General features: G+C 65.1%; 27 protein-coding genes and 1 tRNA gene. 7 read left to right on the forward strand and 21 right to left on the reverse strand.

Annotation, left to right across the window (positions count from 1 at the left end; all coding sequences use genetic code 11):
- Window positions 1-21: 21 nt before the first annotated feature.
- The 5 genes from AC5Y49_RS04410 to AC5Y49_RS04430 form a co-directional block, all read right to left on the reverse strand.
- Window positions 22-1,290 (reverse strand): cytochrome P450, encoded by a 1,269-nt coding sequence (locus AC5Y49_RS04410; RefSeq protein WP_499884533.1) that lies wholly within the window; start codon window positions 1,288-1,290, stop codon window positions 22-24.
- A 112-nt stretch (window positions 1,291-1,402) separates the two neighbouring features.
- Window positions 1,403-2,362, reverse strand: a complete 960-nt coding sequence (locus AC5Y49_RS04415; RefSeq protein ID WP_499884534.1) for an SDR family NAD(P)-dependent oxidoreductase — start codon at window positions 2,360-2,362, stop codon at window positions 1,403-1,405.
- A gap of 12 nt (window positions 2,363-2,374) precedes the next feature.
- Window positions 2,375-3,823, reverse strand: coding sequence for an aldehyde dehydrogenase family protein (locus AC5Y49_RS04420; protein WP_499884658.1), 1,449 nt, complete (start codon window positions 3,821-3,823; stop codon window positions 2,375-2,377).
- Window positions 3,824-3,851: 28 nt separating this feature from the next.
- Entirely contained in the window at window positions 3,852-4,745 is an 894-nt protein-coding gene (locus AC5Y49_RS04425; RefSeq protein ID WP_499884535.1) for an SDR family oxidoreductase, read from the reverse strand.
- Window positions 4,738-5,868, reverse strand: coding sequence for a spirocyclase AveC family protein (locus AC5Y49_RS04430; protein ID WP_499884536.1), 1,131 nt, complete (start codon window positions 5,866-5,868; stop codon window positions 4,738-4,740). The genes AC5Y49_RS04425 and AC5Y49_RS04430 overlap by 8 nt, the downstream gene beginning before the upstream one ends.
- Before the next feature lie 409 nt (window positions 5,869-6,277).
- Between AC5Y49_RS04430 and AC5Y49_RS04435 the strand changes: the two genes are divergently transcribed.
- Both AC5Y49_RS04435 and AC5Y49_RS04440 read left to right on the forward strand, forming a co-directional pair.
- Complete coding sequence (locus tag AC5Y49_RS04435; RefSeq protein ID WP_499884659.1) at window positions 6,278-7,585, forward strand: TetR/AcrR family transcriptional regulator; 1,308 nt, start codon at window positions 6,278-6,280, stop codon at window positions 7,583-7,585.
- A 99-nt stretch (window positions 7,586-7,684) separates the two neighbouring features.
- Entirely contained in the window at window positions 7,685-8,527 is an 843-nt protein-coding gene (locus AC5Y49_RS04440) for an SDR family oxidoreductase (RefSeq protein WP_499884537.1), read from the forward strand.
- Here the strand turns inward: AC5Y49_RS04440 and AC5Y49_RS04445 are convergent.
- The gene (locus tag AC5Y49_RS04445) at window positions 8,524-9,597 is read right to left on the reverse strand and encodes an NAD(P)H-dependent amine dehydrogenase family protein (RefSeq protein ID WP_499884538.1); all 1,074 of its coding nucleotides are present in this window, start codon (window positions 9,595-9,597) and stop codon (window positions 8,524-8,526) included. The two genes, AC5Y49_RS04440 and AC5Y49_RS04445, sit on opposite strands and share 4 nt — an antisense overlap.
- Window positions 9,598-9,605: 8 nt before the next feature.
- Complete coding sequence (locus AC5Y49_RS04450; protein WP_499884660.1) at window positions 9,606-10,595, reverse strand: LLM class flavin-dependent oxidoreductase; 990 nt, start codon at window positions 10,593-10,595, stop codon at window positions 9,606-9,608.
- Window positions 10,596-10,816: 221 nt separating this feature from the next.
- Here AC5Y49_RS04450 and AC5Y49_RS04455 point away from each other — a divergent pair, with 221 nt between their 5' ends.
- The gene (locus tag AC5Y49_RS04455; protein ID WP_499884539.1) at window positions 10,817-11,239 is read left to right on the forward strand and encodes a lipoprotein LpqH; all 423 of its coding nucleotides are present in this window, start codon (window positions 10,817-10,819) and stop codon (window positions 11,237-11,239) included.
- Here the strand turns inward: AC5Y49_RS04455 and AC5Y49_RS04460 are convergent, their stop codons facing one another.
- The 3 genes from AC5Y49_RS04460 to AC5Y49_RS04470 are packed head-to-tail and all read right to left on the reverse strand — an operon-like array spanning window position 11,240 to window position 16,277.
- Complete coding sequence (locus AC5Y49_RS04460) at window positions 11,240-12,979, reverse strand: ABC transporter ATP-binding protein (protein ID WP_499884540.1); 1,740 nt, start codon at window positions 12,977-12,979, stop codon at window positions 11,240-11,242.
- Window positions 12,976-15,567, reverse strand: coding sequence for an ABC transporter ATP-binding protein/permease (locus AC5Y49_RS04465; RefSeq protein ID WP_499884541.1), 2,592 nt, complete (start codon window positions 15,565-15,567; stop codon window positions 12,976-12,978). The genes AC5Y49_RS04460 and AC5Y49_RS04465 overlap by 4 nt, the downstream gene beginning before the upstream one ends.
- Window positions 15,567-16,277, reverse strand: coding sequence for a TetR/AcrR family transcriptional regulator (locus tag AC5Y49_RS04470; protein WP_499884542.1), 711 nt, complete (start codon window positions 16,275-16,277; stop codon window positions 15,567-15,569). Before AC5Y49_RS04470 ends, AC5Y49_RS04465 begins: the two co-directional genes overlap by 1 nt.
- A gap of 116 nt (window positions 16,278-16,393) precedes the next feature.
- On the opposite strand from AC5Y49_RS04470, the gene AC5Y49_RS04475 reads away from it, so the two are divergent.
- Window positions 16,394-16,729, forward strand: coding sequence for a hypothetical protein (locus AC5Y49_RS04475; RefSeq protein ID WP_499884543.1), 336 nt, complete (start codon window positions 16,394-16,396; stop codon window positions 16,727-16,729).
- A gap of 83 nt (window positions 16,730-16,812) precedes the next feature.
- Here AC5Y49_RS04475 and AC5Y49_RS04480 read toward each other — a convergent pair.
- Window positions 16,813-16,897, reverse strand: a tRNA-Leu gene (locus AC5Y49_RS04480).
- A 533-nt stretch (window positions 16,898-17,430) separates the two neighbouring features.
- Between AC5Y49_RS04480 and AC5Y49_RS04485 the strand changes: the two genes are divergently transcribed.
- The 3 genes from AC5Y49_RS04485 to AC5Y49_RS04495 are packed head-to-tail and all read left to right on the forward strand — an operon-like array spanning window position 17,431 to window position 18,468.
- Window positions 17,431-17,721 (forward strand): hypothetical protein, encoded by a 291-nt coding sequence (locus tag AC5Y49_RS04485; RefSeq protein WP_499884544.1) that lies wholly within the window; start codon window positions 17,431-17,433, stop codon window positions 17,719-17,721.
- Between the two features lie 16 nt (window positions 17,722-17,737).
- Window positions 17,738-18,118 carry a hypothetical protein gene (locus AC5Y49_RS04490; protein WP_499884545.1) on the forward strand — a complete coding sequence of 127 codons (381 nt, stop codon included), beginning with the start codon at window positions 17,738-17,740 and terminating at the stop codon, window positions 18,116-18,118.
- Window positions 18,115-18,468 (forward strand): DUF3817 domain-containing protein, encoded by a 354-nt coding sequence (locus AC5Y49_RS04495; protein WP_499884546.1) that lies wholly within the window; start codon window positions 18,115-18,117, stop codon window positions 18,466-18,468. The genes AC5Y49_RS04490 and AC5Y49_RS04495 overlap by 4 nt, the downstream gene beginning before the upstream one ends.
- An 8-nt stretch (window positions 18,469-18,476) precedes the next feature.
- On the opposite strand, the gene rdgB is transcribed toward AC5Y49_RS04495, so the two are convergent.
- The 10 genes from rdgB to aosR form a co-directional block, all read right to left on the reverse strand.
- Entirely contained in the window at window positions 18,477-19,076 is a 600-nt protein-coding gene (gene rdgB, locus AC5Y49_RS04500) for an RdgB/HAM1 family non-canonical purine NTP pyrophosphatase (RefSeq protein WP_499884661.1), read from the reverse strand.
- Window positions 19,073-19,852, reverse strand: a complete 780-nt coding sequence (rph, locus tag AC5Y49_RS04505) for a ribonuclease PH (protein WP_499884547.1) — start codon at window positions 19,850-19,852, stop codon at window positions 19,073-19,075. The genes rdgB and rph overlap by 4 nt, the downstream gene beginning before the upstream one ends.
- A 20-nt stretch (window positions 19,853-19,872) precedes the next feature.
- Window positions 19,873-20,649 (reverse strand): cyclic nucleotide-degrading phosphodiesterase, encoded by a 777-nt coding sequence (locus tag AC5Y49_RS04510; protein WP_499884662.1) that lies wholly within the window; start codon window positions 20,647-20,649, stop codon window positions 19,873-19,875.
- A 72-nt stretch (window positions 20,650-20,721) separates the two neighbouring features.
- Window positions 20,722-21,543: a glutamate racemase gene (gene murI, locus AC5Y49_RS04515; protein WP_499884548.1), complete on the reverse strand. Its 822-nt coding sequence runs from the start codon at window positions 21,541-21,543 to the stop codon at window positions 20,722-20,724.
- Window positions 21,540-22,205 carry a rhomboid family intramembrane serine protease gene (locus AC5Y49_RS04520; protein ID WP_499884549.1) on the reverse strand — a complete coding sequence of 222 codons (666 nt, stop codon included), beginning with the start codon at window positions 22,203-22,205 and terminating at the stop codon, window positions 21,540-21,542. The genes murI and AC5Y49_RS04520 overlap by 4 nt, the downstream gene beginning before the upstream one ends.
- On the reverse strand, window positions 22,196-23,158 hold the full coding sequence (locus tag AC5Y49_RS04525) for a cysteine synthase (protein ID WP_499884550.1): 963 nt from the start codon (window positions 23,156-23,158) through the stop codon (window positions 22,196-22,198). The genes AC5Y49_RS04520 and AC5Y49_RS04525 overlap by 10 nt, the downstream gene beginning before the upstream one ends.
- Window positions 23,159-23,431 (reverse strand): MoaD/ThiS family protein, encoded by a 273-nt coding sequence (locus tag AC5Y49_RS04530; protein ID WP_499884551.1) that lies wholly within the window; start codon window positions 23,429-23,431, stop codon window positions 23,159-23,161. It abuts the gene before it with no gap.
- Entirely contained in the window at window positions 23,428-23,853 is a 426-nt protein-coding gene (locus AC5Y49_RS04535; protein ID WP_499884552.1) for a M67 family metallopeptidase, read from the reverse strand. The genes AC5Y49_RS04530 and AC5Y49_RS04535 overlap by 4 nt, the downstream gene beginning before the upstream one ends.
- 10 nt (window positions 23,854-23,863) lie before the next feature.
- Window positions 23,864-24,892: a P1 family peptidase gene (locus AC5Y49_RS04540; RefSeq protein ID WP_499884553.1), complete on the reverse strand. Its 1,029-nt coding sequence runs from the start codon at window positions 24,890-24,892 to the stop codon at window positions 23,864-23,866.
- Entirely contained in the window at window positions 24,889-25,461 is a 573-nt protein-coding gene (gene aosR, locus AC5Y49_RS04545) for an oxidative stress transcriptional regulator AosR (protein WP_499884554.1), read from the reverse strand. The genes AC5Y49_RS04540 and aosR overlap by 4 nt, the downstream gene beginning before the upstream one ends.
- Window positions 25,462-25,465: the final 4 nt, after the last annotated feature.

A 25,465-nucleotide genomic window follows, 5' to 3' on the forward strand; every position in this document is an offset into this window, starting at 1 on the left:
TCCTCATACGATGCCGCGCCTCTACCGGGTCGGATTGAATTCGAGGTGCAGTTCGGTCAGTCCCCGCATTTGCCAGGTCGGCTCATAGCTGTAGCGACGAGCGTCCGGCGGGCCGTGTACCGCCTCGCAAATGGTGATGTCGGACATTCGGTCAAGGATGCGGTTGAGCGAAATCTGTCCCTCGGCGCGGGCCAGCGGTGCGCCGGGACAAGAGTGGTTGCCGCGCCCGAAGGCCACGTGCTCGCGCACGTTGGGGCGGTCGAGGCGGAAACGGTCGGGTTCCTCGAACTTTCGCGCATCGCGGTTACTGGCCCCAGGCAGCAACATCACGGTGCAGCCAGCCGGAATCGGAACATCACCGATCGTCGTCGAGGTGCGTGCCATGCGGAAGTGGGACTTGACCGGACTTTCCATTCGCAGTGTCTCCTCGATGAAGGCTGGAATGCGGTCACGTTCGGCACGCAGCTGCGTTTGGAGGTCAGGATGTTCGGCGATCGTCCTCAGCCCGAAGCTGAGCAATTTCGTCGTTGTTTCCTGTCCGGCCGCAAACAGGAACGTGGCGAGCCGAACCACGTCGATGATATCGGGAGTTGACCCGTCCGGATATTTCGCCAGAGCCAGCTGCGTCAACACGTCCTCACGTGGCTCTCGCCGACGTTCGGTGATGTGGGCAGAGAACTTGTCGTCGAGCCACTCCAACGGATTGTGGGCACGTGTCACCGAATCGTCCTCGATCCCGCCGGAAAACTGGCCGGAAAACACGGCACGGAATTCTTCGTGGTCTTCTGCCGGGACGCCGAGTAGATCGGCAATGACCAGCCCCGAGAACGGCCTGGCGTAGTCATCGAGGAACTCGCATTTGCCGCGGAACACGAATTCGTCGAGCTGCTGATCGGCGAGCCGCCACATGAAGTCTTCGTTTTCCTTGAGCCGCTTAGGAGTTAACAGACGGCTGAGCAGTCCGCGGGTCCGCGTGTGATGCGGTGGGTCTTGGGTGACGATGTGTTCGCTCATCGGGATCTGCGAACGGTGTTGCTCGATGAGCGCACTGATGTCGTCGCCCTCTGGCTCGAAGGGCAGGCCGGAAAACGGCCCGGCGACCGACACGCACGCCGAGAACGCCGGGTCCCTGTACACCGAGAGGGCATCGGCATGTCCGGTCACGGCCACCACGTCGTGCTGTGAATCCCGCCGCACCGGGCACTGCGCGCGAAGAAAGTCGAAATATGGATAGGGGTCCGGGATCAACGACGCGTCGGAGAAGTAATCGACTGTTTCGAAGTCGCGCACGGTGGCCTCCTACCAACTCGTATGACACCGCACATGCGGTGACCCCACAGTCGGACTCTATGTTGGAACAAATATTAGGTCAAGTCGTGCTCGCAGTGCGTCTGTCGGCTCGCTACTGCACCACCGTCGTGGTTTCAGCTGCCCGCGCGGCGGTGAGATCCATGATGGTGTCCAGGTTGTGCGCGATATCCTCAGCCGTCAGCGGCGATTTGGTCAGCCCCTGCGTGTGGACGATGGCGATGCGAGCGACCGAGCCCATGCCCGCCTGCAGAATCTCGCCGTTGAGGGGGCACGATTCGTGCGCCAAGAAGGCGGCCGCCGGGGCGCACATTTCCGGAGGCATGCTGGCGTTGATCTCTTCCATGACCTCTTTCGGCATGTCCAGAACGGCCGACAACCGCTCGGAGTGTGAGGCCGACATCCGGGTATAGGCCCGCGGCGCAACAGCATTGACTCGGATTCCATGGGCGAGGCCCTCGGTGGCCAGATTCCGGGTGAGGCCGAACACCGCTCCCTTGGCCGCGCCATAACTGGTCAGCTCCGGAATACCGCCCAGCATGGCCTCGGAGACGGTGTTGACGATGCGGCCGTATCCAGTGCGGACGAAGTGCGGCCACGCGGCTCGGCTCACGAACAGTGTGCCGAAATAGTGCGCGTCGAGCATGGCGCGGTGTTGCTCGATGGAGAGTGCGTCGAAGGCGCCGGGGTCGTGGATGCCCGCATTGTTGATGACCGCATCGAGGCGTCCAAATGCGTCGATCGCGGTATCGACGATGCGTTGTGCGCCGCGCTCCTCGGCCACCGAGGCATGGCATGCTACCGCCCGTCCACCGTGGTCGTTGATCTCGCCAACGACGTCCTCAGCCGGTGCCGGCGACGCCCCGCCGCCGCCAATCCCGACGCCGTAATCGGCGACCACGACACGAGCGCCCTTCGCGGCCAGCAGTAACGCGTGGCTTCGCCCTATCCCGCGGCCGGCTCCGGTCACGACAACCACGCGGTCGTCAAAGCGCAACTCCGTCAGCACATCGCCGAGGGCATCGACGTCATCGAGATCGTCAAACCGCTGCACTGATGCCCTCCTTCAGCCCGCGGGATACCCCACCGACTTGACTTCGGTGTACTGGTCGAATCCGGCCACCCCGTTCTGGCGGCCCACCCCGCTGTACTTGTATCCCCCGAACGGGGTATCAGCCCCGTAGGGCGCGCCACCGTTGACGCCCATGAAGCCGGCCCGGATCCGCCGCGCCACCGCCAGCGAATGCTCCAGCGAGCCCGACATCACATTGCCCGCAAGTCCGTACGCACTGTCGTTGGCGATGCGGATCGCGTCCTCTTCGTCGTCGAACGGGATGACGGCCAGCACCGGGCCGAAAATCTCCTCTTGCGCGATGGTCATCGAGTTGTCCACGTCAGTGAAAAGGGTTGGCCGAACGAAGAATCCTTTGTCGAATCCGGTGGGCGCATCTGGTCCGCCGACCAGTGCGGTGGCGCCCTCTTCGACGCCCTTCTTGATGTAGCCCATCACGCGGTCGCGCTGCACCTCCGAGATCACCGGACCGCACAGGGTCCCGGGATCCTGCGGGTCACCGCACGTGACGTTCTCGTAGATGCCCTTCAGGATCGCCACCCCCTCGTCGTAGCGAGAGCGCGGCAGCAGCATCCGGGTCGGGTTGGCGCAGCCTTGCCCGGCGTGCATACACGGCGCGATGCCGATCGCGCATGCCATTCCGAAGTCGGCGTCCTCCAAGACGATGGTGGCCGACTTGCCGCCGAGCTCGAGGAACAGCCGCTTCATCGTGGCGGCACCCTTCTCCATGATCCGCTTGCCGACCACCGTCGAGCCCGTGAATGAGATCAGGTCGACCTTGGGCGACAGCGTGAGCTCCTCGCCCACAAAGTGATCCGACGCGGTGACGACGTTGACTACACCGGCGGGGATATCGGTCTTTTCGGCGATCAGCCGACCCAACCGGGTCGCGTTGAACGGCGTGTTCGGCGCCGGCTTGAGCACCACGGTGTTGCCGGTAGCCAGCGCCTGACCGAGCTTGTTGATCGTGACCTCAAAGGGGAAGTTCCACGGCACAATTGCGCCGACCACACCTACTGGCTCCCGCCATACTTTGCGCGACGTCAGTGTGCCGGTGAGGCTGATCGTCTTGTCGCCGAGATCGGTTTCCCATGGGTATTCGTCGATCAACTTCGCGGGATAGCGCAGCCCGTCTTCCAGCGGGGCGTCCAGCTGCGGACCGAAGGTTATTGCCCGCGGCGAACCGACCTCGAGGATGAGCTCCTCGCGCAACTCTTCCCGCTCGGCGTCGATCGCGTCGTGCAGCTGCAACAGGCAACGCTGGCGCAACTTGTGGTCGGTGGACCAATCGGTTTCGTCGAACGCCCGCCGGGCGGCGTCGATGGCCAGGTGCATATCTTCTTTCGACGCGTCGGCAACCTCGCCGATGACCTCTTCGGTCGCGGGGTTGATATTGGCGAACGTGCCCGCGCTACCCTCGACCAGCTTGCCGTCAATCATCATCTTCGATTCGAAACGAATCGTGGAGGTGTCAGCCATTTTTCTCCGTCTCCTGGGTTGTGAGGGCGCCGAACCGCGGTTGTCCCATCATCAAACGAGTCATGTGATGAAGTCCAGCGGCAGGTAGTAGCCGGTTGGCGAGCAACAGCATCCGTGCATCGGGCCCCACCGAGCGCCGGACGAACGGCGCGCGCGCTTCGAGAGCCTTGGCCAGGCCTGCCGCGAAGCGCTCCGGCGGCCGCGCGGCGAGCTTCATCGCCAGTCGGCCCCGCCGGTCGATGGTGGCGTGTTGACGCGCATAGGGCCCTTCGAGATCGCGGCAATCCGTCGTGCCTGCGTCGGTGATGATCTCAGTGTCGTAGGTCCCGGTGACCAGGATTGTCACACCCAGGCCGAATGGCGCGATCTCACCGGACAGCGATTCGCCCCACCGCTCCAAGGCCCCCTTGGCTGCGGAATAGGCGGCCGTCGACGGCATGCCGCGCACCCCGCCCTGGCTGGAAACCATGACGATTCGCCCTCGGCCGGCGGCACGCATTGCCGGAAGCAGCGCATTCGTCAAAGCCACCGGCCCAAAGATGGTGGTGTGAAACATCCGCTCCCACAGGGCGCTCGGCGTTTCCTCAGCCATCCCGGCGGCAGAGATCCCGGCATTGTGCACCACCCCGTAGGGCGCACCGACGACTTCTTCGATCATCTTGGCGGCGGCGGCCACCGATGCGGAGTCGGTCAGGTCCAGTGGGATCCCGATCAACCGCGAGTCGTCGCCGTGCGCACCGGTGGCTTCGCGCAGCCGCGACAACCCCGGCTCCGGCGAACGCATTGCGGCCACGACGCGCCATCCCCGCCGATAGAGATGGACCGCCGAGGCAAACCCGAGTCCGCGTGACGCACCGGTGATGACGACGCTGCGCGGCTCACCCATTGCCCGGCCCGCACCGTCCCTCGTCGGCCGGCGGTTGGACCTCCGGCCGCCCGTTCGGCTGACCGCTCAACCAGGTCGACCAGATGCCCACCGAATACGGGCCAGGCTGGCCCTCCTTTTCGTAAAAGCCTTGGGGATCATAGATTTTGGCTTCCGGGTACGGCCACGCACAGGCGACCGTTCGCGACAGGTGAGTCATTTTGACCAGGGCAAACGTGCCGCCGTAGCAGAAGTAGCCGAGGTTGATCAGAACCAGCATCACCACGAACATGCCGAGGGTAGGACGGCTGGCGAAGATTTTCGCCCGCTGCGCCAACTTCTCGGCCACCGTGCGGCCGGTGTCGTCGCGGTACAGCAGCACCCCGGCCGGCACCATCACGAAGTTGACCGCCAATATCTCGAAGAGGAACGGGAACTGGTGCGTCTGACCGACGAAGATCGACCCGAACGGGACTTGGGAATAGATGTACATCCCGGTTTGAACCAGCGTGATCTCCAGCGCCGCGTCCAAGAGCATGCCGAACGGGAGGATGCAGATCGACAGGCTGATCAGCGGGTGGCGCCACACGAAGGAGTCGGCAGGCCGACGCGCCTGGATCCGGCGCAGCAACCAGATGCCCGGGAAATAGGGAGCCAGGTAGAACATGATGTAGCCCAGGACCACGAACGGCTCGACGGTTGGCGAGAGCGATACCAGGGGCCAGTCTTCGGGCAGGTGATGTAGCTCCGGGTTGTAGACCGCGAACGGCGCCCAGTTCATGATCGGGTCCTGCCAGACGATCAACGTCGTGACGATTCCCATCAACAGCACCGGGTGATACGGGTGCCGGCGCCACATGACCACATAGGTGACCGTGATGAGGACCATCACGACGATCGTGAAGGCTTCCAGGACGCCGAGCCAATGCTCGAACCCGAACAAGACCGGCACCGGCCGCGGCGGCGGCGACGCGGTGACCTCGGGGTTGCGGACCCGGTCGGACGTCAGGCCGGTACGGGCATTGGCGAGGAAGAAGACGAGCACGCCGACCGCGGCGGCTACCCATGCCCAGATCCACGGCGATCCTTTTCGCTGTGCGGGGGGCGGCGTTCCCGTGGTCGGCGTCGTTTTTTCTACGGTCATCGGTTATTCCTCTCCGAAACGGGCGAGGAGATCGGAGATGGCACACCTCACCACCCGCTTGCTGTGCGACCTAAAATTTGTTCAGACCCTAACGTGCCCTCTGCTCATCGTCAATCGTCGTGTCGGGCAAGGCGCGGAGTCACCTAGTTTTGTTGCGCTGCAACGAGCTAGTGGCGGCTGCGTCCGATCAGGCCGCTCGTCGCCACCCGGGCGGGGGTCTTCGTCCGCCGGACTACCGCCGCGTTCAGCCGTTTCACACTGTCCGGCGACGGGGCTACCTTCTGGTAGCGTTTTACCAAACATTCGGTCACCCGGCCTGGTCCGGTCTGCACCGGGCGACCACCGACGACTGCCGGGAAGACCCGGGATGGGAGCTGAGACCCGTGGAGGTGTCATGGTGGGTTCGCCCATGACACCGAAGCTGCGCCAAACCCAGCCGGGAGCTTCCGGCGAATCCACCGGTGGCGCCTACGACGACGGGACGCGCCGCACCGAGATCCTGCAGACCGCGGAATCGTTGATTGCCTCCTCCGGCCTGCGCACCTCGCTGCAAGAGATTGCCGATGCTGCCGGCATTCTGCCGGGTAGCTTGTACCACCATTTCGAATCCAAGGAAGCGATTCTCGTCGAGCTTGTCCGGCGGTATTACGCCGATCTGGAGCGCATCGGCGAAATCGCCCACGAAAAACTGGACGAGAGCTCACGGCCGGCCGCCGCGGCGATCATCGATCTGGGATCGGCCATCGCACGGTGCGCCGTGGCGCATCGTGCAGCACTGCAGATGTCGTTCTACGAGGCGCCCAGCGCGAATACGGAGCTGGTCGAATTGCTCCAACATCCGCCCGACGCGGTCCAACAGGCGATGCTGCAAACACTGCGTGCCGGCAGGTGGAGCGGGTACATCCGGGCGGATATCGATCTACCGACGCTGGCGGACCGGATCTGTCAGTCCATGATGCATGTCGGCCTCGATGTCATCCGGCATACCGCCGCGGCCGATCAGGCCGCTGCACTGTTGTGCCGGATCATGTTGGAGGGACTGGCCAGTCGACCGCACAGCGACGAGGAGTTGGATCATTCCAGCGCCTTCGTCGCTGCCGAGGCGGCCATCAAAACGTGGGCCGACGACCCGGATTCTGGGATCAACGACAAAGCAGTGCATGTCCGCGCGGTAGCTCGTGCCGAGTTCGGCCGCAAGGGATATGAGGTCACCACCATCCGGGATATCGCCTCGGCGGCAGGGCTGGGGACCGGCACGGTCTATCGGCTGATCGGCTCAAAAGATGAACTCCTCGGGTCGATCATGGAGTCGTTTGGCAAGAAAGCCGGGGGCGGCTTTGCCGCCGTTCTTCGGTCGGACGCCACGCCCACGGAGAAGTTGGATGCCCTGACCTGGATCAACATCAACGCCTTGGACCAGTTTCCTGACGAGTGGAAGATCCAGCTGGCATGGATGCGGCAGTCACCACCTGATACGCCCAATCCCGGGTTGTTGTTCACCATGCGGATGCGGCAACTGAAATCACTGCTTTCCGAGGGCATCCGGTCAGGAGACATCCGCATCGACACGCCCTCCATCGAGATGCTGGCGCGGTGTGTGATGGACGTTCTGTGGATGCCGGAAAATATCGTGCGCGCTCAAGGGACGGGCGCAGCCTTGATCAACGCCCGTGACACAGTGGTGCGCGGCGTTGCCGACCGCGACGCCGGCAACTAGCGGTATGCGGCGGCCGCCCTAGGCGCACTCAGCTATTGAAACCAAATATATGTTCTACGTAGAGTGCTTGCAGGTTGCAGTTCCACCGGAAGGAGAACAATGTCCGGTATCGAGCAGTTCCGGTACGACGGCAAGCGAGTACTCGTCGTCGGCGGCGCCACCGGCATGGGCGCTGCGGCAGCCAAGACCGCGGCGGCGCTCGGCGCCGAAGTAGTAGTCATGGACTGTGTGCCGGTGACTTACCAGGCGGCGCAAACAATAACGGTCGACCTGACCGACCAGACCTCGATTGACCGCGCACTCGATGAGATGAGCGGACCGGTCGATGCCGTCTTTTCAGCCGCCGGTATTGCTGATGGACCAAAGCTGATGCGGGTCAACTTTATTGGACATCGCCATCTGATCCAGCGGCTGCTAGACGGTGACCGGTTACGCCGCGGCTCGGCGATCTGTTTCATCTCCTCGGTAGCCGGTATGGGCTGGGAGAACGACTTGCCCCTCCTTCAAGACTTCTTGGCAACTCCCGATTACGACAGTGCCGATGCCTGGGTCTCGGCGCACGAGGCCGACGGCATCATCCACTACGGCTTCAGCAAAAAGGCCATCAATGCCTACGTGGCAACCCAGGCCTACTCGCTGTTGAAGAAGGGCGTGCGCATCAACGCCATCTGTCCGGGCCCGACAGATACGCCGCTGGCTCGTGCCAACGCCGATCTGTGGCTGACCTTCGCCCAGGATTACCGGGACGAAACCGGTTGCCAGGTCCACACGCCAGATCAGATGGCCAACACGATGGCTTTTCTGAACAGCGACGCAGCCTGTGGTATCAGCGGCATAACTCTGCTCGTCGACAATGGACACGTGATGTCGTCGCTGACCGGGGCATTTCCGCCGGGCAAGCCCATCATGGACTTGATCATGGGCCGGGTGACGCTCGCCTAGAGCGTGTGGCGCGGCAGGGTGATCGGCAGATCAAGCGAACTCAGCAGCCCTGCCGGCGCGTCCACGACATAGGGAATGGCATTGACGACCCGCATTGCGGTGGCCGCCATCGCGCCCCGGCCGGCGCCGGGGCCCTCAGCTTCGCCGAGCGTCATCGAGCAGTGGATGTCAGGGTCTCCCTCGATGTCCACGCGGTAGGTGGCGTCGCAGTCGGAGTTCAGCCAGTCCGGGGCCACGTCGCGGGCCATCCGGATGATGTGCTCGACCACGATCGCCTCGCGGCCATCGACGACACCAGCGGCACGGGTACTCACCGCGCCGCAAGTTCCGGCTGCAATCGTCCCGAACGCGACCTCGATGTCGCGATCGGTCAGCCGACGGTCGAGCGTGCCACGGATCTCTCGCACTTCGACCCCCAAGCCCTCTGCTATCAGGTGAATCGGTGCGTTCCAAGCCATCTCGATGAACCCCGGAGTGCTCAGCATCGGCTCGAAGTCGAGCGGACGGCCGAATCCCATCCCGTCCATCATGACGCTCGCCACCGGGTAGTGGTCGTTGAGCGCAACCTCGGTGACCCTCACTTGGCGAATCGTTTTCGACTGGGTCGAGAGCACCAGCGCGAGTTGATCCGAACCGAACCCGGGAAAGATGCCCGACGCGTAGAACGACACACTTCCCGATTTGGCAGCCGATTCGAGCTGATCCCGCCACTCAGCCTGAAAGTAAGCAGGCGGGTAGACCAGGCTGGTGGACGTCGTGGAGACCACGTTGATTCCGGCCTCGAGCAACCTCAGATAGTCGGGCACCGCGCCGGCGTCACGCTGTGGGCCGCTGGCGGTGTATACAACACAGTCCGGGCACAGCGCGATAAGCGCATCCGCGTCGTTGGTTGCCGCCAGGCCGATGGGGGCGCCACCGGCAAGCTCGCTCGCATCGCGACCGTCCTTGTCGGGCGAATGTACCCAGACGCCAACGAGTTCGAGGTCGGGGCGTCGCAGAATGGCGTCGATGGCGATCGAACCGACGCCGCCCGTTGCCCACACGACGACCCGAATTGGTTTCGCGGCCATGATTCTCCTCAGTCAGGATCGGTATTCGCGTGCGCGTCCGCGGCGGCTGCGACGGCGCGCTCGAGGTAGGGCCAAGCGAGGTCTGGCGGCAGCCCGGCGCATAGCGGCAGTAGCGGCAAACTCCGACCGCCGCGGACGTAGTCGATCGCCTCGTCCGAGGTCAAAACGCGATACGGGCCCGGTGCTTCGCGCAATTGAGCCACGTTTGTCGCGCGCGAAATGCTGGCCACCGTTACGTCGCCGTGCCGGTAGGCGGCTGCGGTCATCGCATCGTGTAGCAGATAGGGTCCGAGCTCGTTCCATGCCCGCTCGGGGTCGTCGGCGACGAACACCGTTGTAGGTGCGCTGCCGTCCGGAAACTGCGACAACCCCGGTTCGTTCCCACGGGCGCGGCATGTCGACTCGTAGAAGTCCTTGAGGCCCGGCGGGTTTGCCTGCGCAATAAACCCCAACCCATGCCTGGCCGCCCGTTGGGCCGCGGCTTGGCTGCCACCGGCGAGCATGATGAGCGGGCCGCCGCTTGTCGCGCACGGCGGCGTGACGTGAATGCGCCGTCCATCACGGGTGACGGCCCTGCCGCGCAGTAGGTCCAGCAGCAACGCGAGCCGCTCGTCGGCCAGCCGCCCGCGCTCCCGCATGTCGACGCCGAAGTGCTCGTATTCCTCGCTACGGTGGCCGATACCGAAGGCGTAGGAGACGCGTCCGTTGCTGATGATGTCCAGCACGCACATTTCTTCGGCTAGACGGACCGGGTCCCAGAATGGAATGACCACTGCCGCAAGCATTATGGCCAGCCGCGTAGTCCGAGCCGCAATCGCCGATGCGAGTATCAACGGAGCGGGCAGATGGCCGTCGTCGGCGCCATGATGCTCGGACAGGACTGCCACGATCGCCCCACGGGTTTCCGCCCACGAACACATCTCGATGGCCGCGGCGTAGAGGTCGCTCGTCGATGCCCCGATATCCGGTGCCCGCATATCGAATCTCAGGGTGAACATCAATACCGCTTCTCGGACCGATGCTGCGTCAAGCATCCACTCCTCTGGATTTGGCTCACAGGTCCCGTAAACCACGCCGACTATAACCTAATGTTTGTTCTCATCGAAAGTGCCCGGCTGGAACGCGGGACTTCGTTTCGAGCGTTGAGGGGAGCCCGTCGCAGTAAGCTTCACTTTTCGACCGCAGCGATTTGTCGCGGATGGGGGAAGGCAGGGGGCCGGTGAGAATCCGTTTCGTCGCCACCGTGCTGGCAGCTTCAGTGCTGGCGGCGGGCGCCGCGGGATGCACGCCCCATTCCGAATCGGTGCACCAGAAGACCGCTCGGGTGACGATCAACGGCCATACCCGTACCTCGCATGCTGTCTCATGTAGCCAGGTGCAATGGTTGTTGACCGCTGACATCGGCGCTGCGCCCGCCCGCGTCCAGGCGGTCATCGATTTGGGTCAGAAAAATCCCACGCCTGAGTCCGTCCACATCGATAACTTCGAGGGCTTTACCGGGGTCGCCGACGCCGGTATCGGCAAGGCGAAGGCCGTTTTCTCCCGGGATACGTACACCATCACCGGCACCGCTCAAGGCACCGACCCCGACAATCCCAATACGCCGGCAACCGCTGACTTCACAATCGAAGTGAGCTGTTGACTAGCCGGCTGTGACCCGCCACTCGGCAGCATCGTGTTGCTGTTGCCAAAACTCGCCGAAACGTCCGTCTGCGGAGAGTAATTCGTCGATGGCGCCGTCCTCCACCACTCGACCGTTTTCCAGAAACAGCACTCGGTCGGCATGACGAATGCTCGCCAACCGGTGGGCCACGATCACGCCGGTGCGCGCAAGCGGATCGACGGTGAGGGCGTCGGCCACCGCTGCCTCGTTCTCGGTGTCCAGAGCGCTGGTTGCCTCGTCGACCAGCAGGACAGGGGCGGATTTCAGCAGCGCCCGTGCGATGCTGACCCGCTGGCGCTCGCCGCCGGACAGCGCCGAACCGGCCTCTCCCACGACCGTTTCAGCGCCATCGGGCAGCCTGCCGTTGAGCTCGTCGACGCGCGCCAGCTCTACCGCCCGCGCATACACTTCGTCGCGGGCAACAGGGTCTCCGGCAAGCACGTTTTCGCGGATCGTGCCGTGGAATAGATACGGATGTTGAAACACCACACTGGTTGTCGCGCGCCGCGCTTCGGCATCCAGCGTCACGGCGTCGACGCCGTCGATGAGGACCCGACCTCGAACCGGCTCGTGCAAGCCGGCGATCAGCGCCAAGATCGTGCTCTTGCCCGATCCGGAGGGCCCGACAATCGCGGTCGTGGTCCCCGGCTCGAGTGCAAAGCTGACCCCCTCGAGCACCGCTTCCGCGCCCCCGCTGCCGTAGCCGAAGGTGACGTTGTCGAACTCGATGCGCGGCGCCGCATTGCCGGACAGCGTTTCGGTTCCGGCACCCATGACCGGTGCGGTGAGTACGGCATGGATGCGGTCGAGGGTGGCGCGGGTGCTCTCAAGGGCCGGCGCCAACTCGCTGATGGTGGTGAACGGCTCCAGGTAGCGGACGATCACGACGATCAGGGCGATAGATTCGGGCACGGACAGCGTGCCGGTCACCGTGAGCGCCGTGGTCGCGCCCGCCAGCAGGATCAGTGACAATTGGCTCGCCAGACTGAACAGCAGCTGACCCGGAATCTGCATCAGCAGCAACCGCATTGCCGTTCCGTGCTGGGCAGCCAGCGCGTCGCCGACCAGGCTTCGCGCCGGCTCGACGCGCCGCGCGGCTCGCAGTGCCTGTTGGGTTCGGGCGAACTCGATAATCCGCTCGGTCAGCGCGGTGTTGGCCTCGCCCGCGGCGGTATCGGCGCGACGGGCAAGGCGTGCGGAGGCGCCCAACGCGCCCAGCAACAACGGCACGCCGCCCAGGGCGGCCAACGCAAGCTGCCACGAAATCGGCAGCAGGGCAACAGCAATCGCGGTCGGCAGCAGGATCGCGGTGGCCAGTGGCGTCAGCAGATTGACAACCAGACCGACGAGTTCCGGACCGGTTGCGGCGATCGCCTGGCGTGCCGTCGCGGTGTTCTCGGCAGTGAACCAATCCAGCCGGACATCTGGAAGCCGCTGCGCCACATCATGCTGGGTGTGGTCGAGCACCGCGAAACCCAGATCGAAACCGATCCGCGCGGTCGCGGTGTCGACCGACCATCCGGCCACCGTCGCGGCGCTGAGCCAGCCCAGCCACACCAGCGCGCGGTGCGGGGCGTCGCTGAATAATGCGCCCACCAGCGGGACCAACAACACCGTTCCCGCTGCCCGTACCCCGACAGAGACCACCGCCAGCACCGTGTAGGTGATCACGTTGGCACGCCGATCTTCCGGAACGAGGCGTATCCACGTGGGGATCATCGCGCTACCTCCTGAACGGCCGTGTCGGCCATCGGATTGCGGCGACCGCTATCCCAAAGTCGTCGATAGCGGCCGTCCGCGGCGAGCAGCTCGTCATGAGTGCCGCGTTCAGCGACCCGGCCCTGGTCGAGCACGACGATCTGGTCGGCTGCGGTGACGGTGTGTAGTCGATGGGCGATCACCAGAACGGTGCGTTCCCGGGTCAGCCGGTTGAGCGCTTGCTGGACAAGGTATTCCGATTCTGGGTCGGCGAATGCCGTGGCCTCGTCGAGGATCAGGATGGGAGTATCCGCGAGTATCGCGCGGGCAATCGCGAGCCGCTGCCGTTCGCCGCCCGACAGCTCGCAGCCCGCCCCCAGCACGGTGTCGTAGCCATTCGGCAATTGCAGGATCCGCTCGTGAATTTGCGCCTCACGAGCCGCGGCCTCCACCTGTGCGGCGGTGGCGTCGGGAACGGCCAACGCGATGTTCTCGGCGACGGTGCCGTGCACGAGTTGAGTTTCCTGCAAGACAAACCCGACCCGTCTGTAGAGCTCGTCGGCGCTCAACGCCCGAATATCCTGCCTGCCAACGTATATCGCGCCGCAATCGATATCGTGGAAGCGGGCCACCAGGGCTGCCAGCGTCGACTTTCCAGACCCAGATGGGCCGACAAGAGCGGTAACCGTGCCCGGTCGCAACGTCAGCGATACGTCCTTGAGCACCGGAACGCCGGGCCGGTAGCCGAAGCTGACACGGTCGATTACCACCGTCCCGGCCGACTCACCGTCCGAGGCGTCGCGCGCTTGATCCAGCACGCTGAGGTCGGGCTCGTCGAGGGCGATCTGAAGCCGACGAGCGGCCGAGAACCCGGCGCCGATGCCGCCGATGCCATATGCGATACCGAGCAGTCGCGCACCGAATGTGGTTCCCAACAAAAAGAACGGCAACAGGTTTACCGCATTCATCTTGCCCGCGACGACCAGCAGGGTGCCGGCTACCGCGATCAGCCACAAAAATGTCGACGGGCGGGTGGCCAGATCCATCAAAGTTTTCTTGCCGACGAGGGGACGCTGCCAGGTGACCAGGAATTCGATGTACTCCTCCAACCGGCCGCGGAAACTCGAGGCGGCGGCACCGCCGAAGACCCGAATTACCGGCTGACCCTCGAGATACGCAGCGGCTTCGCCGCTCATCTTCTCGGCCCATCGCTGGGATTGAACGATGCGCGGACCGGACTGAACCGTGATCACCGAGGTCAGCACCAGGTAGACTAGAACGGGCGCAAACAGGACGAGCGCGACTCGCCAGTCAACCACGAATAGGTAGACCAGCACGGCCACCGGCGCGATGACCGCGGCGACCGCGTCCGGAATGGCATGCGTCACCAGGTAATGCAGCGACAGGGTGTCGTCCTGCACCAATTGCTTGATCGAGCCCGATCCTCGTGCCGTGAACCAGCCCAGTGGCAGCCGCGACAGCTTGCTCAGCAATCGCGAGCGCAAGTCGCTGGCGAATCGTGCGTCGACAACGTGCAGCCATAACGTCAGTGCGGCGCCCAGAACGGTACTCACCCCGAGCAGCGTGACAGCCGCGATACCGAGTGCCCACAACCGGGACGGCTCGGCGCGAGACATCAAAAGCTGTGCCAATTCCACCAGCAGCACGAAGGGCGCGAGCTGCAGCAGCGTGAGCACTGCCTGCAACACACCGGAAAGAATCAGCGCAGGGCGCAACGGCGCAAGCATCCGGCCGGCCGCCTGGGCGCGCCAGCTGCCGCGGGCTCGCGCGGCGGCGGCGGGTTTCGGCTCCGCCTGCACCTGCTGTGCTGCAATGCTTTCCGCCGCCCCTGGCGGCTCAGCACCACGGCGGGTGCCCATCTCGCGCCCCGCGCTCCAGTAAGCCTGAGCATGTATCTCTGACTTGGGAAAACCGAATTCGTCACGCAGTCGCTTCCGGACATGCTTGAGGGTTGTGGCCTCCGGTGTTGCCCAGGCATACCAGTTCGACCAGTCTCGGCTCTCGACTACCGCGGCCAGCGATTGCTCGTCACGTCGTGCGGCCCAGTGCACGCGCAGCCGAGGATGCTGCGCGAGCGGGATCAGCGTGTCGTTGTCGTCGTGTTGCTCGAGGTACAGTTCGATCGGAATATCCTCTGGGACAGTTCCGATGATTCCGTTGATGCCGGGGATCGATGCAGCGTCGCCGATCAACAGATAGCCTGCCGGCTGCTCGCCGGGTATGTCGAACCGCGACGAGCCCATCAGCGACATCACCGCGATCGTGGCGCCTGGTTCGACGGTGCGTGCCCATGTCGACGCCGGACCGGCGGGGTCGTGCAGCACGACGTCGACCGCGAAACGGCCGGCGTCGGGGTCAGCCTCGGAGATGGTGTAGGCGCGTTGGAACTCGGTGTTGGACCCGTCTGGGTCGGGAAACCAAAACCGCAGCCACGCTGCGGGTTCAGCCATCACCTCATCGAACAAAGTGGGTGACGTCATGCGTATCCGCACGAAATGCGGGGCAATCCGGACAGTTTCGAGCACCGTCGCCACGTGATCGCGCGCGCCGAAGCTCCGCAACATTACACGCTGGAACCCGCGCGCCATCAGCGGTCCTTTCCCGCGGCGGATTCCGCCACGACTTCGGTGATCGGGCGCCCCGGCGGAATCGACGCGACCAGACCCCGGATCGAAGCGGCCAGCAACAGCCGCACGAACTCTGTACTCGACAGCTCCGGCAACGAGACGTGGGCCGGACCAAGCTGCGCGTCACCGGCCAACCGATCGGCAACGGCGTCGCGCTCCAACTCGAATCCACGAGCCTGGTTCCCGGCGGTTGCGTTGGCGTTGCTCTCTTCTCGAGCAGCAAGGCTGATCGCCAGCGTGGCCACGGCGCTGCTCAGCACCATCGCCGCGTCGGCGGCGTACCCTCGTCGGCTCAGCGCCTCCATCTCGTTGGCCAACAACCGCGTACCCGCGGCGCCGCGTGGGAACAGGACCTGTAGATAGGACGCGAGTCCTGGGTGTTCCGCGGTGAAGTCCAGCAGTTGCAGCCCGAAGGACAGCAGGTGCTGTTCGATGCCGGCGCTCAGATCGTCGTACAGCTCGAGTTCGGCGAGCACGCTTTCACCAACCAGACGCTCGAGCTCCCATCGTCCGTCGACATGCCGATACAGGGCTGTTGCCGATACCCCGAGGCGCGCCGCGACCGCATTGACGCTTAGCCGTTGCATCCCCAGCTCACGGCCCACCCGCACCACGTCATCGATCGCGATGAGCGGAGGTCGCCCTCCAACACGGGACGCAACGGTTCGCACCTGGCACACCACTTCAGCTCGGTAAGTTACCCCCACAAACTAAGGGTCTCCTTACTAAAGGTCAACCCGTCATGTCGGTGGCCGCTCGTAACATCTGCTGCATCAGGAGAGGAACCATGACTAGACACAGTTGTTTGCGGTGCGGACTTGAAACCCGTTGCTCACAAGACAGTTGGCCCGACCGTCACCCGGCCGCCGCTGTCGCGTTCGCGGTGCCGGTAACCATCATTGGACTCGGTTCAATCGCCGCCTATCCGTGGCTGTTCGTGCCGCTACTCGCGCTGGCCGGTGTGGCGTACGTCGTGGACCGTGAACATCGGCGCCGCGCAGCGTTGGCCGCTCGCGCCGACTACGAACACCGGGCGCTTGCGGCTGTTCCGCCGGTAGTGCCGCTACCTGTCTGGCAGGCACACTCGCTGCCGTGGCAGAGCGTCCACCAGTTGCGCACCTAGCCACTGGGGATCTCAGAGCGTCGTTGAAGCCTGCGACCTCGCATCGCCACTGTCTAGCAGCACAAATGCCGTTATCGAAACGGTGCGGGCGGAGGGACTCGAACCCTCACGCTCTTTCGAGCACGGGCACCTAAAGCCCGCGCGGCTGCCAAATTACGCCACGCCCGCAAGCCCAGCGATCGTACCGCTCAGCTTGCGGACGAATCTGTCGGTGGTCCCTCCTAACTTGGGTTCAGAACGGCAGCGAAAGAGGCAGAAGAATGCGATCCGCGGAGGAGTTCGCAGCAGTGCAGCGTCTAATCGCCGCTGGCCTCAATGACTGCGCGATCGCGCGAAAGACCAGAATTCCACGATGCACGGTGCGGGATTGGCGCCGAGGTCGGGGCAACTCTGCGGTTCGGCGCGGATCGCCCTGCACCCACGACTACTCCGGCCTACCTGCGGATACATACAGCTATCTACTCGGTCTTTACCTCGGTGACGGGTGCATTTCCCGACATCCCCGAGCATGGCGTCTCAGGATCACCCTCGACGCCAAATACCCAGGAATCATCGACCGCTGCCGCCTGGCTATCGACACGCTGTTTCCAGGTCAGCACGCATCGGTCGAGCCGCAGCACCCGAAGCGATGCGTTGTCGTATCGCTGTATTCGAAACACTGGCCGTGTCTGTTTCCTCAGCACGGCCCCGGCAGGAAGCACTTGAGGCCGATTCGACTGGAGCCATGGCAGGAAGTGCTCGTCAAGCAGGCCACAGAGCAATTCATTCGAGGCCTGATCGATAGCGACGGGTGCCGTGTCGTCGCCAACGATCGTGGCGTCCAGAGCGTCCGCTACCACTTCTCGAACCGATCCGACGATATTCGGAACTTGTTCTGCGCGGCGCTCGACGACCTCGACATTCCGTGGACCCGGCCGGGCAAGTACCAGGTCGCCATCTACCGCAAATCGGCGACAGCGCGCCTCGATGAGTTCGTCGGGCCCAAGGCGTGAGCGGTACGGTCAAGGGGTGTCCACTACACGCCGTCGGAGATGGGCGCTCGTCGCGCTCGTCATCGTCGCTGCCTGCGGTTGCCTGGCTCTGGGCTGGTGGCAGTGGACCAGGTTCCAATCGACGTCGGGCACTTTCCAGAACCTCGGCTACGCCTTGCAATGGCCGCTCTTCGCCGGGTTCTGTGTCTACGCATACCGTAAGTTCGTCCGCTACGAAGAGATCCCGCCGGAGCCGTCGAAAGACAACGCCGTGACCGAGATACCTGACGGCCTGTTGCCGGAGCGACCCCAACCCGAATCGCGCCCCCCCGACGACCCGGCGCTGCGGGAGTACAACGCCTACCTGGCCGGATTGGCGAAGAACGAGACGCACAGACAACGAAGGACCACCGCATGAGCACGTCCGAAACCCCCGAAGCGCAGCAGATTTTCCCGGTAGCGAAGATCCGCACCGCGCTGCTGGGCTATCGCATCATGGCGTGGACGACCGGCATTTGGCTCATCGCGCTGTGTTACGAGATCGTGGTGCGCTACGTCGTCAAGGTGGACAATCCGCCGACCTGGATCGGCGTGGTGCACGGCTGGGTGTACTTCACGTATCTGATCTTCACCGCGAACCTCGCAGTCAAGGTGCGTTGGCCGATCGCCAAGACGGTCGGGGTGCTGCTGTCGGGCACCATCCCGCTACTGGGCATCATCGTCGAGCACTTCCAGACCCAGAACATCAAGGCACAGTTCAACCTGTAGCCCGGCTGTTACGCCAGGGCCCGCAGCGCAGGCAGCAGCAGTGCCAGCGCCCGGCCCCGATGCGACACCGCATCCTTCTCCGCCGGCGTGAGCTCGGCCGCTGACCGATCAGAGCCGCACGGAACGAACACCGGGTCGTAACCGAAGCCGCCCTCGCCGCGCGGCTCGCGGCCGATGCTGCCCGGCCACTCGCCGCGCACGACGACCTCGTCGGACCCGGACACCAATGCGCATGCCGACACAAACGCCGCACCCCGCCGCTCGTCGGGCACATCGCGCAACTGCGCCAACAGCAACGCGGTATTGGCGTGGTCCTCACCGTGCACACCTGACCACCGGGCCGACAGCACCCCGGGCATACCGTTCAGTGCAGCCACCTCAAGGCCGGAATCGTCTGCAACACAAGGTAATCCCGTCGCCGCAAACCCGTCACGCGCCTTGGCCAGCGCATTGTCTTCGAAAGTCGCACCGGTTTCTGGCGCTTCGTCGTACGGCGCAACATCGTCGAGCGACACCAACGTCACGCTCGACAGTTCGGCCGCGTCCAGCACTCGGCGCAGTTCGGCCAGCTTCTTGCGGTTGCGACTGGCGACCAACAACTGACTCAGGTTCCGAACGCCTTCTGCGGAGGAGGTCCCTCGGGCAGCACGCCCGGATACGGCAACGCCAACGCCTCACGTTGTGCGGCGAACAGCTTGTCGCAGGCGCCAAGCGCAGCGTCGAGCATCTTGTCCAGCGTTGAGCGTGGGAACGTCGCACCCTCACCGGTCCCCTGGATTTCCACCAGCGTTCCGGTATCGGTGGCGACGACGTTCATGTCGACTTCAGCGCGCGCGTCCTCCTCGTACGGCAGATCGACCCGAATCCGGCCGTCGACCACGCCGACGCTGACTGCGGCGATCGCACACGACAGCGGCCGCGGATCGGAGAGCTTGCCCGCCGCCGACAGGTAAGTCACCGCGTCGGCCAGCGCCACGTAGGCGCCGGTGATCGCGGCGGTGCGGGTTCCGCCGTCGGCCTGCAGCACATCGCAGTCGAGGGCGATGGTGTTCTCCCCCAACGCCGCCAGGTCGATCGCCGCCCGCAACGACCGGCCGACCAGCCGGCTGATCTCCTGCGTGCGACCGCTCAGGCGGCCCTTCACCGATTCGCGGTCGCTGCGAGTGTGGGTGGCCGAGGGCAACATCGCGTACTCGGCGGTGAGCCAGCCCAGCCCAGATCCCTTGCGCCAGCGCGGTACTCCCTCGGTGACGGATGCGGTGCACATGACTCTGGTCTGACCGAATTCAACGAGCACCGAACCCGCAGGATGTGACGTGAAGCCACGGGTGATCGTTACCGGGCGCAGTTCGTCATCGAGACGGCCGTCTTCTCGTTTGGACACGGCGCCAACCCTAACCGCGGTCAGCTCACGTCGGTTTGGGAGTGCATGATTTCGAACGTCTCACCGCACACCACCGCGTGCACGGGGCCGTCGAATTCGGCCTTGGCTTCCCTGATCACGTCCTCGCGCGAGGTCCACGGCGGAATGTGGGTGAGCAGCAACTCCCGTACACCCGCGTCGGCGGCCACCCGGCCCGCTTCGGTGCCCGACAGATGCAGATTTGCGGGCCGGTGCGGCGAGTGCGTCCAGGACGCCTCGCAGAGAAAGACGTCGGCGTCGCGGGCCAACTCAACGAGCGCGTCGCAGCAGCCGGTGTCGCCGCTGTAGACGAACGACACCCCATCGGCGTCGGTGAACCGCATGCCATACGACTCGGTCGGGTGGGCCACCAGTCGGGGCAGCACCGTCAACGCTCCTACCGTCACCGGCTCACCGTCGACCCAGTGATGAATATCGAAGATGTCGGAGAAGTCATCGATCTCTCCGCCGTACGGTGACGACGCCGCCCCCAGTCGCGACCAGGTGTCGCTGGGGCCGTACATCAGCGCCTTACCGGTCGGCGGCGTCGGGTGGTAGCGACGCCAGACGAACAGTCCAGGCAAGTCCAGGCAGTGGTCGGCATGCAGATGCGACAACAGCACTTGGACCGCACTGGGATCGGTTTGATGCTGCAGCGCTCCCAATACCCCCCCGCCGAAGTCGATGACCAGCGGTGGAGTGTCCGGCGCCCGCAACAGGTACCCCGATGCCGGCGAATCGGGACCCACCACGCTGCCTGAGCAGCCGAGGACGGTCATTCGCACGGTCCCTACTGTGCCATGCCCGACACCTCGTTGGCCAAGACATCTCCGCTTTACTGCAGACCGCGATCATTTCGATACACCGACCTGACGGTGGACCGGCTGAACACCGGTGACGGCAGGTCCCAGGAACCGCGCCGCCAGGCGGGTGAATGCCTCGGGGTCGCCGGTGGCTTCGAACGTTCGGGTGGCTGGCGGTGCATCATGCGGGCGCAGCAGATCCCGCTCCGTGAGGACCCGCACCAACTCCTTGGCGGTCTCCTCGGCGCTGGAGACCAGCGTGACGGTCTCGCCCATCGCCAGCTGGATCAACCCGGACAGCAACGGGTAGTGCGTGCATCCCAGCACCAGGGTGTCGACGTCGGCGCGCTGCAGGGGCTCCAGGTAACCCTCCGCCAAGCCAAGGACTTGACGACCGCTGGTGATGCCGCGTTCGACGAAGTCGACGAACCGCGGACAGGCCACCGCAGTGATTTCGGTGTCGCGTGCGGCAGCAAACGCATCCTGGTAGGCGTGCGAGGCGATGGTGGCCTGCGTGCCGATGACGCCGATGCGGCCATTGCGGGTCGCGGCGACGGCGCGCCGCACCGCAGGCAGGATCACTTCGACGACCGGCACGTCGTAGCGTTCGCGGGCGTCGCGCAGGCACGCCGAGGACGCGGAGTTGCAGGCGATCACCAGCGCCTTGACCCCACGCTCGACCAGGTTGTCGCCGATGGCCAGGGCATGGGCGCGGATCTCGGAGATGGTCAGCGGACCATACGGTCCATTGCCGGTGTCGCCGACGTAGACGATGTCCTCGTCGGGCAACTGGTCGATGATCGCTCGCGCCACCGTGAGTCCCCCGACCCCGGAATCGAAAACGCCGACGGGTGCCAGTGCGCGGCTCACGTCGGCACCGCTCGGCGACGCTCGCGGGCCTTGCGCTCCGGGCTGGACAACATATAGGCGGCCAGCACTCCGGCGATCCCGCCACACAGATGCCCCTGCCAGGACACTCCCCCGCAGACGTTGAGTACCGGGACGGCCCCCCACAGCACCCCGCCATAGGTGAAGAGCACCACGATGCCGATGACGATCTGCCAGCCCGAGCGGATGAAGAAGCCGAACACCAGCAAAAAAGTGAGCCAACCGAAGATGAGGCCCGACGCGCCGATGTGGTCGGTCTCGCCGCACGGCGAGCCGACGTTGCCGATCAGCCAGGTGCCGAAGCCGCCGACGATCCACACGATCGCCGTCGCCCAGACGAACCGTGACAGCCCGGCCAGCGTCACCAAAAAGCCGAGTACCAATGCCGGGCCGGTGTTGGCGATCAGATGCGCCCAATTGGCGTGCAGCAGCGGAGCGAAGATGATGCCCCACAGCCCGTCGGTCTCCAGCGGCCGAATCCCGTTGCGGTCCAGCTGATGTCCGCCGAGCTGATCGAAGAGCTCGACGACGTAGAGCAGTGCCACGAAGCTGAGGATCGTGGCCCCGCCGACCAACAGTGTCGAACGTTTCCTTGGCTGGGAGGGCGCGGGAACCGGTTGTCCCGGTCGTCCCGTCAAGCCCATAGCTGCCCTTCCAACGCGTCCTCGGCTTCGTCCAAGCTACCGGCGTAGGCCCCAGTGGAGAGGTACTTCCAGCCGGCGTCCGCGACGACCAACGCAATGTCGGCGCGCTCGCCCGATTTGACCGCTTTGGCAGCGATACCGAGCGCGGCGTGCAGCACCGCGCCGGTGGAAATACCGGCGAAGATGCCTTCGACGTCGATGAGCTCTCGGGTTCTGCGGACCGCGTCGGCGGCGCCCACCGAGTAGCGGGTGGTCAGCACCGCAGGGTCATACAGTTCCGGTACGAAGCCCTCGTCGATGTTGCGCAGCGCGTACACGCCTTCGCCGTAGCGGGGTTCGGCGGCCACGATCCGCACATCGGGCACCTGCTCACGCAGGAATCGGCCGGTGCCCATCAACGTGCCGGTGGTGCCCAGTCCGGCGACGAAATGGGTGATCTCCGGCAGATCGGCCAGCAGTTCGGGGCCGGTGCCGTAGTAGTGCGAGTCGGTGTTGGCCGGGTTGCCGTACTGATAGAGCATCACCCACGACGGGTTGGCCGCGGCCAGTTCCTTGGCGGTGGCCACGGCGGTGTTGGAACCGCCCTCGGCGGGCGAGAAGATGATCTGCGCACCGTAGAGCTCGAGCAGCTGGCGTCGCTCGATCGAGGTGTTCTCCGGCATCACGCAGATGAGCTGGTAGCCCTTCAGCCGGGCTGCCATCGCCAGCGAGATACCGGTGTTGCCACTCGTGGGCTCCAGGATCGTCGCGCCGGGCGCCAGCAGGCCGTCGGCCTCGGCCTGCTCGATCATCCGCAGCGCCGGCCGGTCCTTGATCGACCCGGTCGGGTTGCGGTCCTCGAGCTTGGCCCATAGCCGCACATGCGTCTCGTCATCCCAACGCGGTGACAGCCGCGGCAGGCCCACCAGCGGCGTGTTGCCCAGGGCCTGCACCAAGGAGTCGTAGCGCGCCATTTAGCCCCCGGCGACGGCCGGCAGGATGGTGACCGAGTCGCCGTCAGCGATCGTGGTGTCCAGCCCGCCGGAGAATCGCACGTCCTCGTCGTTGACGTAGATGTTGACGAAGCGATGCAGTTTGCCGTTATCGACCAGCCGCTCGGTGATGCCCGAATAGTTGGCCTCCAGGTCGCTGATCACCGCCTGCAGTGTCTCGCCGCTGGCTTCGACGCGCTTCTGCCCCCCAGTGTGGGGGCGCAGGATGGTCGGAATGGACACGGTGACGCTCATTGGTGCTCCTCGTAATGCTCGACGATGGTGACGGGCTCTTCGGTGACGACGCCGTCGACGATGCGATAACTACGCAACTCGTGCTGGTCGGGGTCGCGGGTGGACACCAACACGTAATGGGCGTCGGGCTCGGCGGCCAGGTTTGTGTCGGTGCGGCTGGGATAGGCCTCCGTCGCGGTGTGCGAGTGATAGATGACCACCGGCGCCTCGTCCGCCGCATCCATCGCACGCCACACTTTGAGTTGCTCGGCTGAATCGAACCGGTAGAACGTCGGCGAGCGTTCAGCGTTGACCATCGGGATGTGGCGCTCCGGGCGATCGGAGCCCTCCGGGCCGGCCAGGACACCACAGGCTTCGTCGGGGTGGTCGGCGCGCGCGTGGGCGACCATCGCGTCCACCAGATCGGCACGAACTACCAGCACGTCCTCTTCCTTACTTGAATGCTCCGGGCAACAGGTCCCGGTAGGCCGGTATTCCGGCCACTGACTCGGCGGCCAGCACGCCGACCAGCACTGCGCGAGCCAGGCAATCGGCCGCCGCCGCGCCGACAGCGGTCGCCAGCGCGGTCTCGGGCGAGAACGCGGCCGGCGTGTCGGCCGGTGCGACGACCTCGACGGCGCCAGTAGCCAGCGCGAACACCATATCGCCGTCCAGTGGGGTGTGCGCAGGGCGGATGGTGTGAGCAAGGCCGTCGTGGGCGGAGGTGGCCACCCGCCGGCAGCCGGCCGAGCTCAGCGCGGCGTCGGTAGCGACCACCGCAATCGTGGTGTTCAACGGACTCAACGGGCTTTCCCGTTGCGCCAACGCAGCGATCTGCTCGGCCGGGGGCGCCGTCAACCCGAACTCGTCGGTCAGTCTCGCCATCCACGGCAGCCCCGTGGCCTTGTCGACGACGTCGCCGGCGGAATTCACCGCGACCACCGCGCCGACGGTCACCCCTCCTTCCAGGGTCGTCGACGCCGTCCCGACACCGCCTTTGAGCACACCGGCGCGGGCGCCTACCCCGGCACCCACAGTTCCGACCGCTACGGCAGCGTCGTCAGCGTCGGCCGCTTCGCAGGCGGCGAAGCCGAACTCCGCGGTCGGCCGGCATCCCCAGCCGCCGACCTCCAGATCGAAGATGACCGCACCCGGCACGATGGGCACCACACCGCCGTCCATCGCCACACCGCGACCGCGGTCCTCCAGCCAGCGCATCACACCGTCGGCGGCAGCCAGCCCGTAGGCACTGCCACCGGCGAGCAGCACCGCATCGACGTAGCGCACGCTGTTGGCCGGGTCGAGCAGGTCAGTTTCGCGGCTGCCCGGAGCGCCGCCGCGGGCGTCGACGGCACCGACGGTGCCGGGCGGGGTGACGACCACGGTGACGCCGCTGGCCCAACCGGTGCCGAGCGTCGCATCGGGGTCCAGCCAGTGATAGTGGCCCACCCGGATGCCGGCGACGTCGGTGATCGAGTTCATCGAGTCCCCATCAGCGCGAGCACCAGGTATTCCTGCAGGACGGTCAGCCACTGATAGACGTCGAGGTGTGGAGCCAACGGATGGTCGTCGGGCAGCCGATCCGGGCCGTCGGGGCGGATGTCGAGCATGGTGCCCAAGGCGAGGCGAAGGTCATTGACAGCTGCGATCCAGGCATTGGCGGCGCCTTCGGTCAGCTCGAGGCGGCCACCACCCTCGGGCAACGTATCCAATAGCTCTTGTGCCGCAACCCGTTTGGCATCGATGATTTCCGGCTCGTGCAAACTGCGTAGCGCGGCGTTGAGACTGTCCGCGGAATCAGGCGCGTCGTCGTCGGGCTTGGAGAAGTCCGGTAACAGCCGGCGCAGTGTCGCATTGTCCGGGGGTTCGGCGTTACCAGTTCGCATACCGGTAATCTGCTCGAGTTCATCTGCCGGAGAAGAGGATTCCCGATCTTCGAGCAGCCCCATCATCGAGCTGACCAGATTCTTGAGCAATGTCGCCTCGTGCAGCGCCAGAGCGGATCGAAAACGAGGGCCATCGGCGGTGTCGACCCGCTTCCACTTGCGCACGCCT

The sequence above is a fragment of the Mycobacterium sp. NGS62 genome, from assembly GCF_059812285.1.

Excerpts from the sequence above, each read along its gene's own strand:
- AC5Y49_RS04435 (WP_499884659.1), top strand. The coding sequence starts at position 6,278 with ATGACACCGAAGCTGCGCCAAACCCAGCCGGGAGCTTCCGGCGAATCC.
- AC5Y49_RS04420 (WP_499884658.1), bottom strand. The coding sequence starts at position 3,823 with ATGATGATTGACGGCAAGCTGGTCGAGGGTAGCGCGGGCACGTTCGCC.
- AC5Y49_RS04520 (WP_499884549.1), bottom strand. The coding sequence starts at position 22,205 with ATGGGCTTGACGGGACGACCGGGACAACCGGTTCCCGCGCCCTCCCAG.
- AC5Y49_RS04530 (WP_499884551.1), bottom strand. The coding sequence starts at position 23,431 with ATGAGCGTCACCGTGTCCATTCCGACCATCCTGCGCCCCCACACTGGG.
- AC5Y49_RS04425 (WP_499884535.1), bottom strand. The coding sequence starts at position 4,745 with ATGGGTGAGCCGCGCAGCGTCGTCATCACCGGTGCGTCACGCGGACTC.
- AC5Y49_RS04460 (WP_499884540.1), bottom strand. The coding sequence starts at position 12,979 with ATGATCCCCACGTGGATACGCCTCGTTCCGGAAGATCGGCGTGCCAAC.
- AC5Y49_RS04525 (WP_499884550.1), bottom strand. The coding sequence starts at position 23,158 with ATGGCGCGCTACGACTCCTTGGTGCAGGCCCTGGGCAACACGCCGCTG.
- AC5Y49_RS04465 (WP_499884541.1), bottom strand. The coding sequence starts at position 15,567 with ATGGCGCGCGGGTTCCAGCGTGTAATGTTGCGGAGCTTCGGCGCGCGC.
- AC5Y49_RS04540 (WP_499884553.1), bottom strand. The coding sequence starts at position 24,892 with ATGAACTCGATCACCGACGTCGCCGGCATCCGGGTGGGCCACTATCAC.
- AC5Y49_RS04475 (WP_499884543.1), top strand. The coding sequence starts at position 16,394 with ATGACTAGACACAGTTGTTTGCGGTGCGGACTTGAAACCCGTTGCTCA.
- AC5Y49_RS04440 (WP_499884537.1), top strand. The coding sequence starts at position 7,685 with ATGTCCGGTATCGAGCAGTTCCGGTACGACGGCAAGCGAGTACTCGTC.
- AC5Y49_RS04450 (WP_499884660.1), bottom strand. The coding sequence starts at position 10,595 with ATGTTCACCCTGAGATTCGATATGCGGGCACCGGATATCGGGGCATCG.
- AC5Y49_RS04510 (WP_499884662.1), bottom strand. The coding sequence starts at position 20,649 with ATGACCGTCCTCGGCTGCTCAGGCAGCGTGGTGGGTCCCGATTCGCCG.
- AC5Y49_RS04445 (WP_499884538.1), bottom strand. The coding sequence starts at position 9,597 with ATGGCCGCGAAACCAATTCGGGTCGTCGTGTGGGCAACGGGCGGCGTC.
- AC5Y49_RS04430 (WP_499884536.1), bottom strand. The coding sequence starts at position 5,868 with ATGACCGTAGAAAAAACGACGCCGACCACGGGAACGCCGCCCCCCGCA.
- AC5Y49_RS04495 (WP_499884546.1), top strand. The coding sequence starts at position 18,115 with ATGAGCACGTCCGAAACCCCCGAAGCGCAGCAGATTTTCCCGGTAGCG.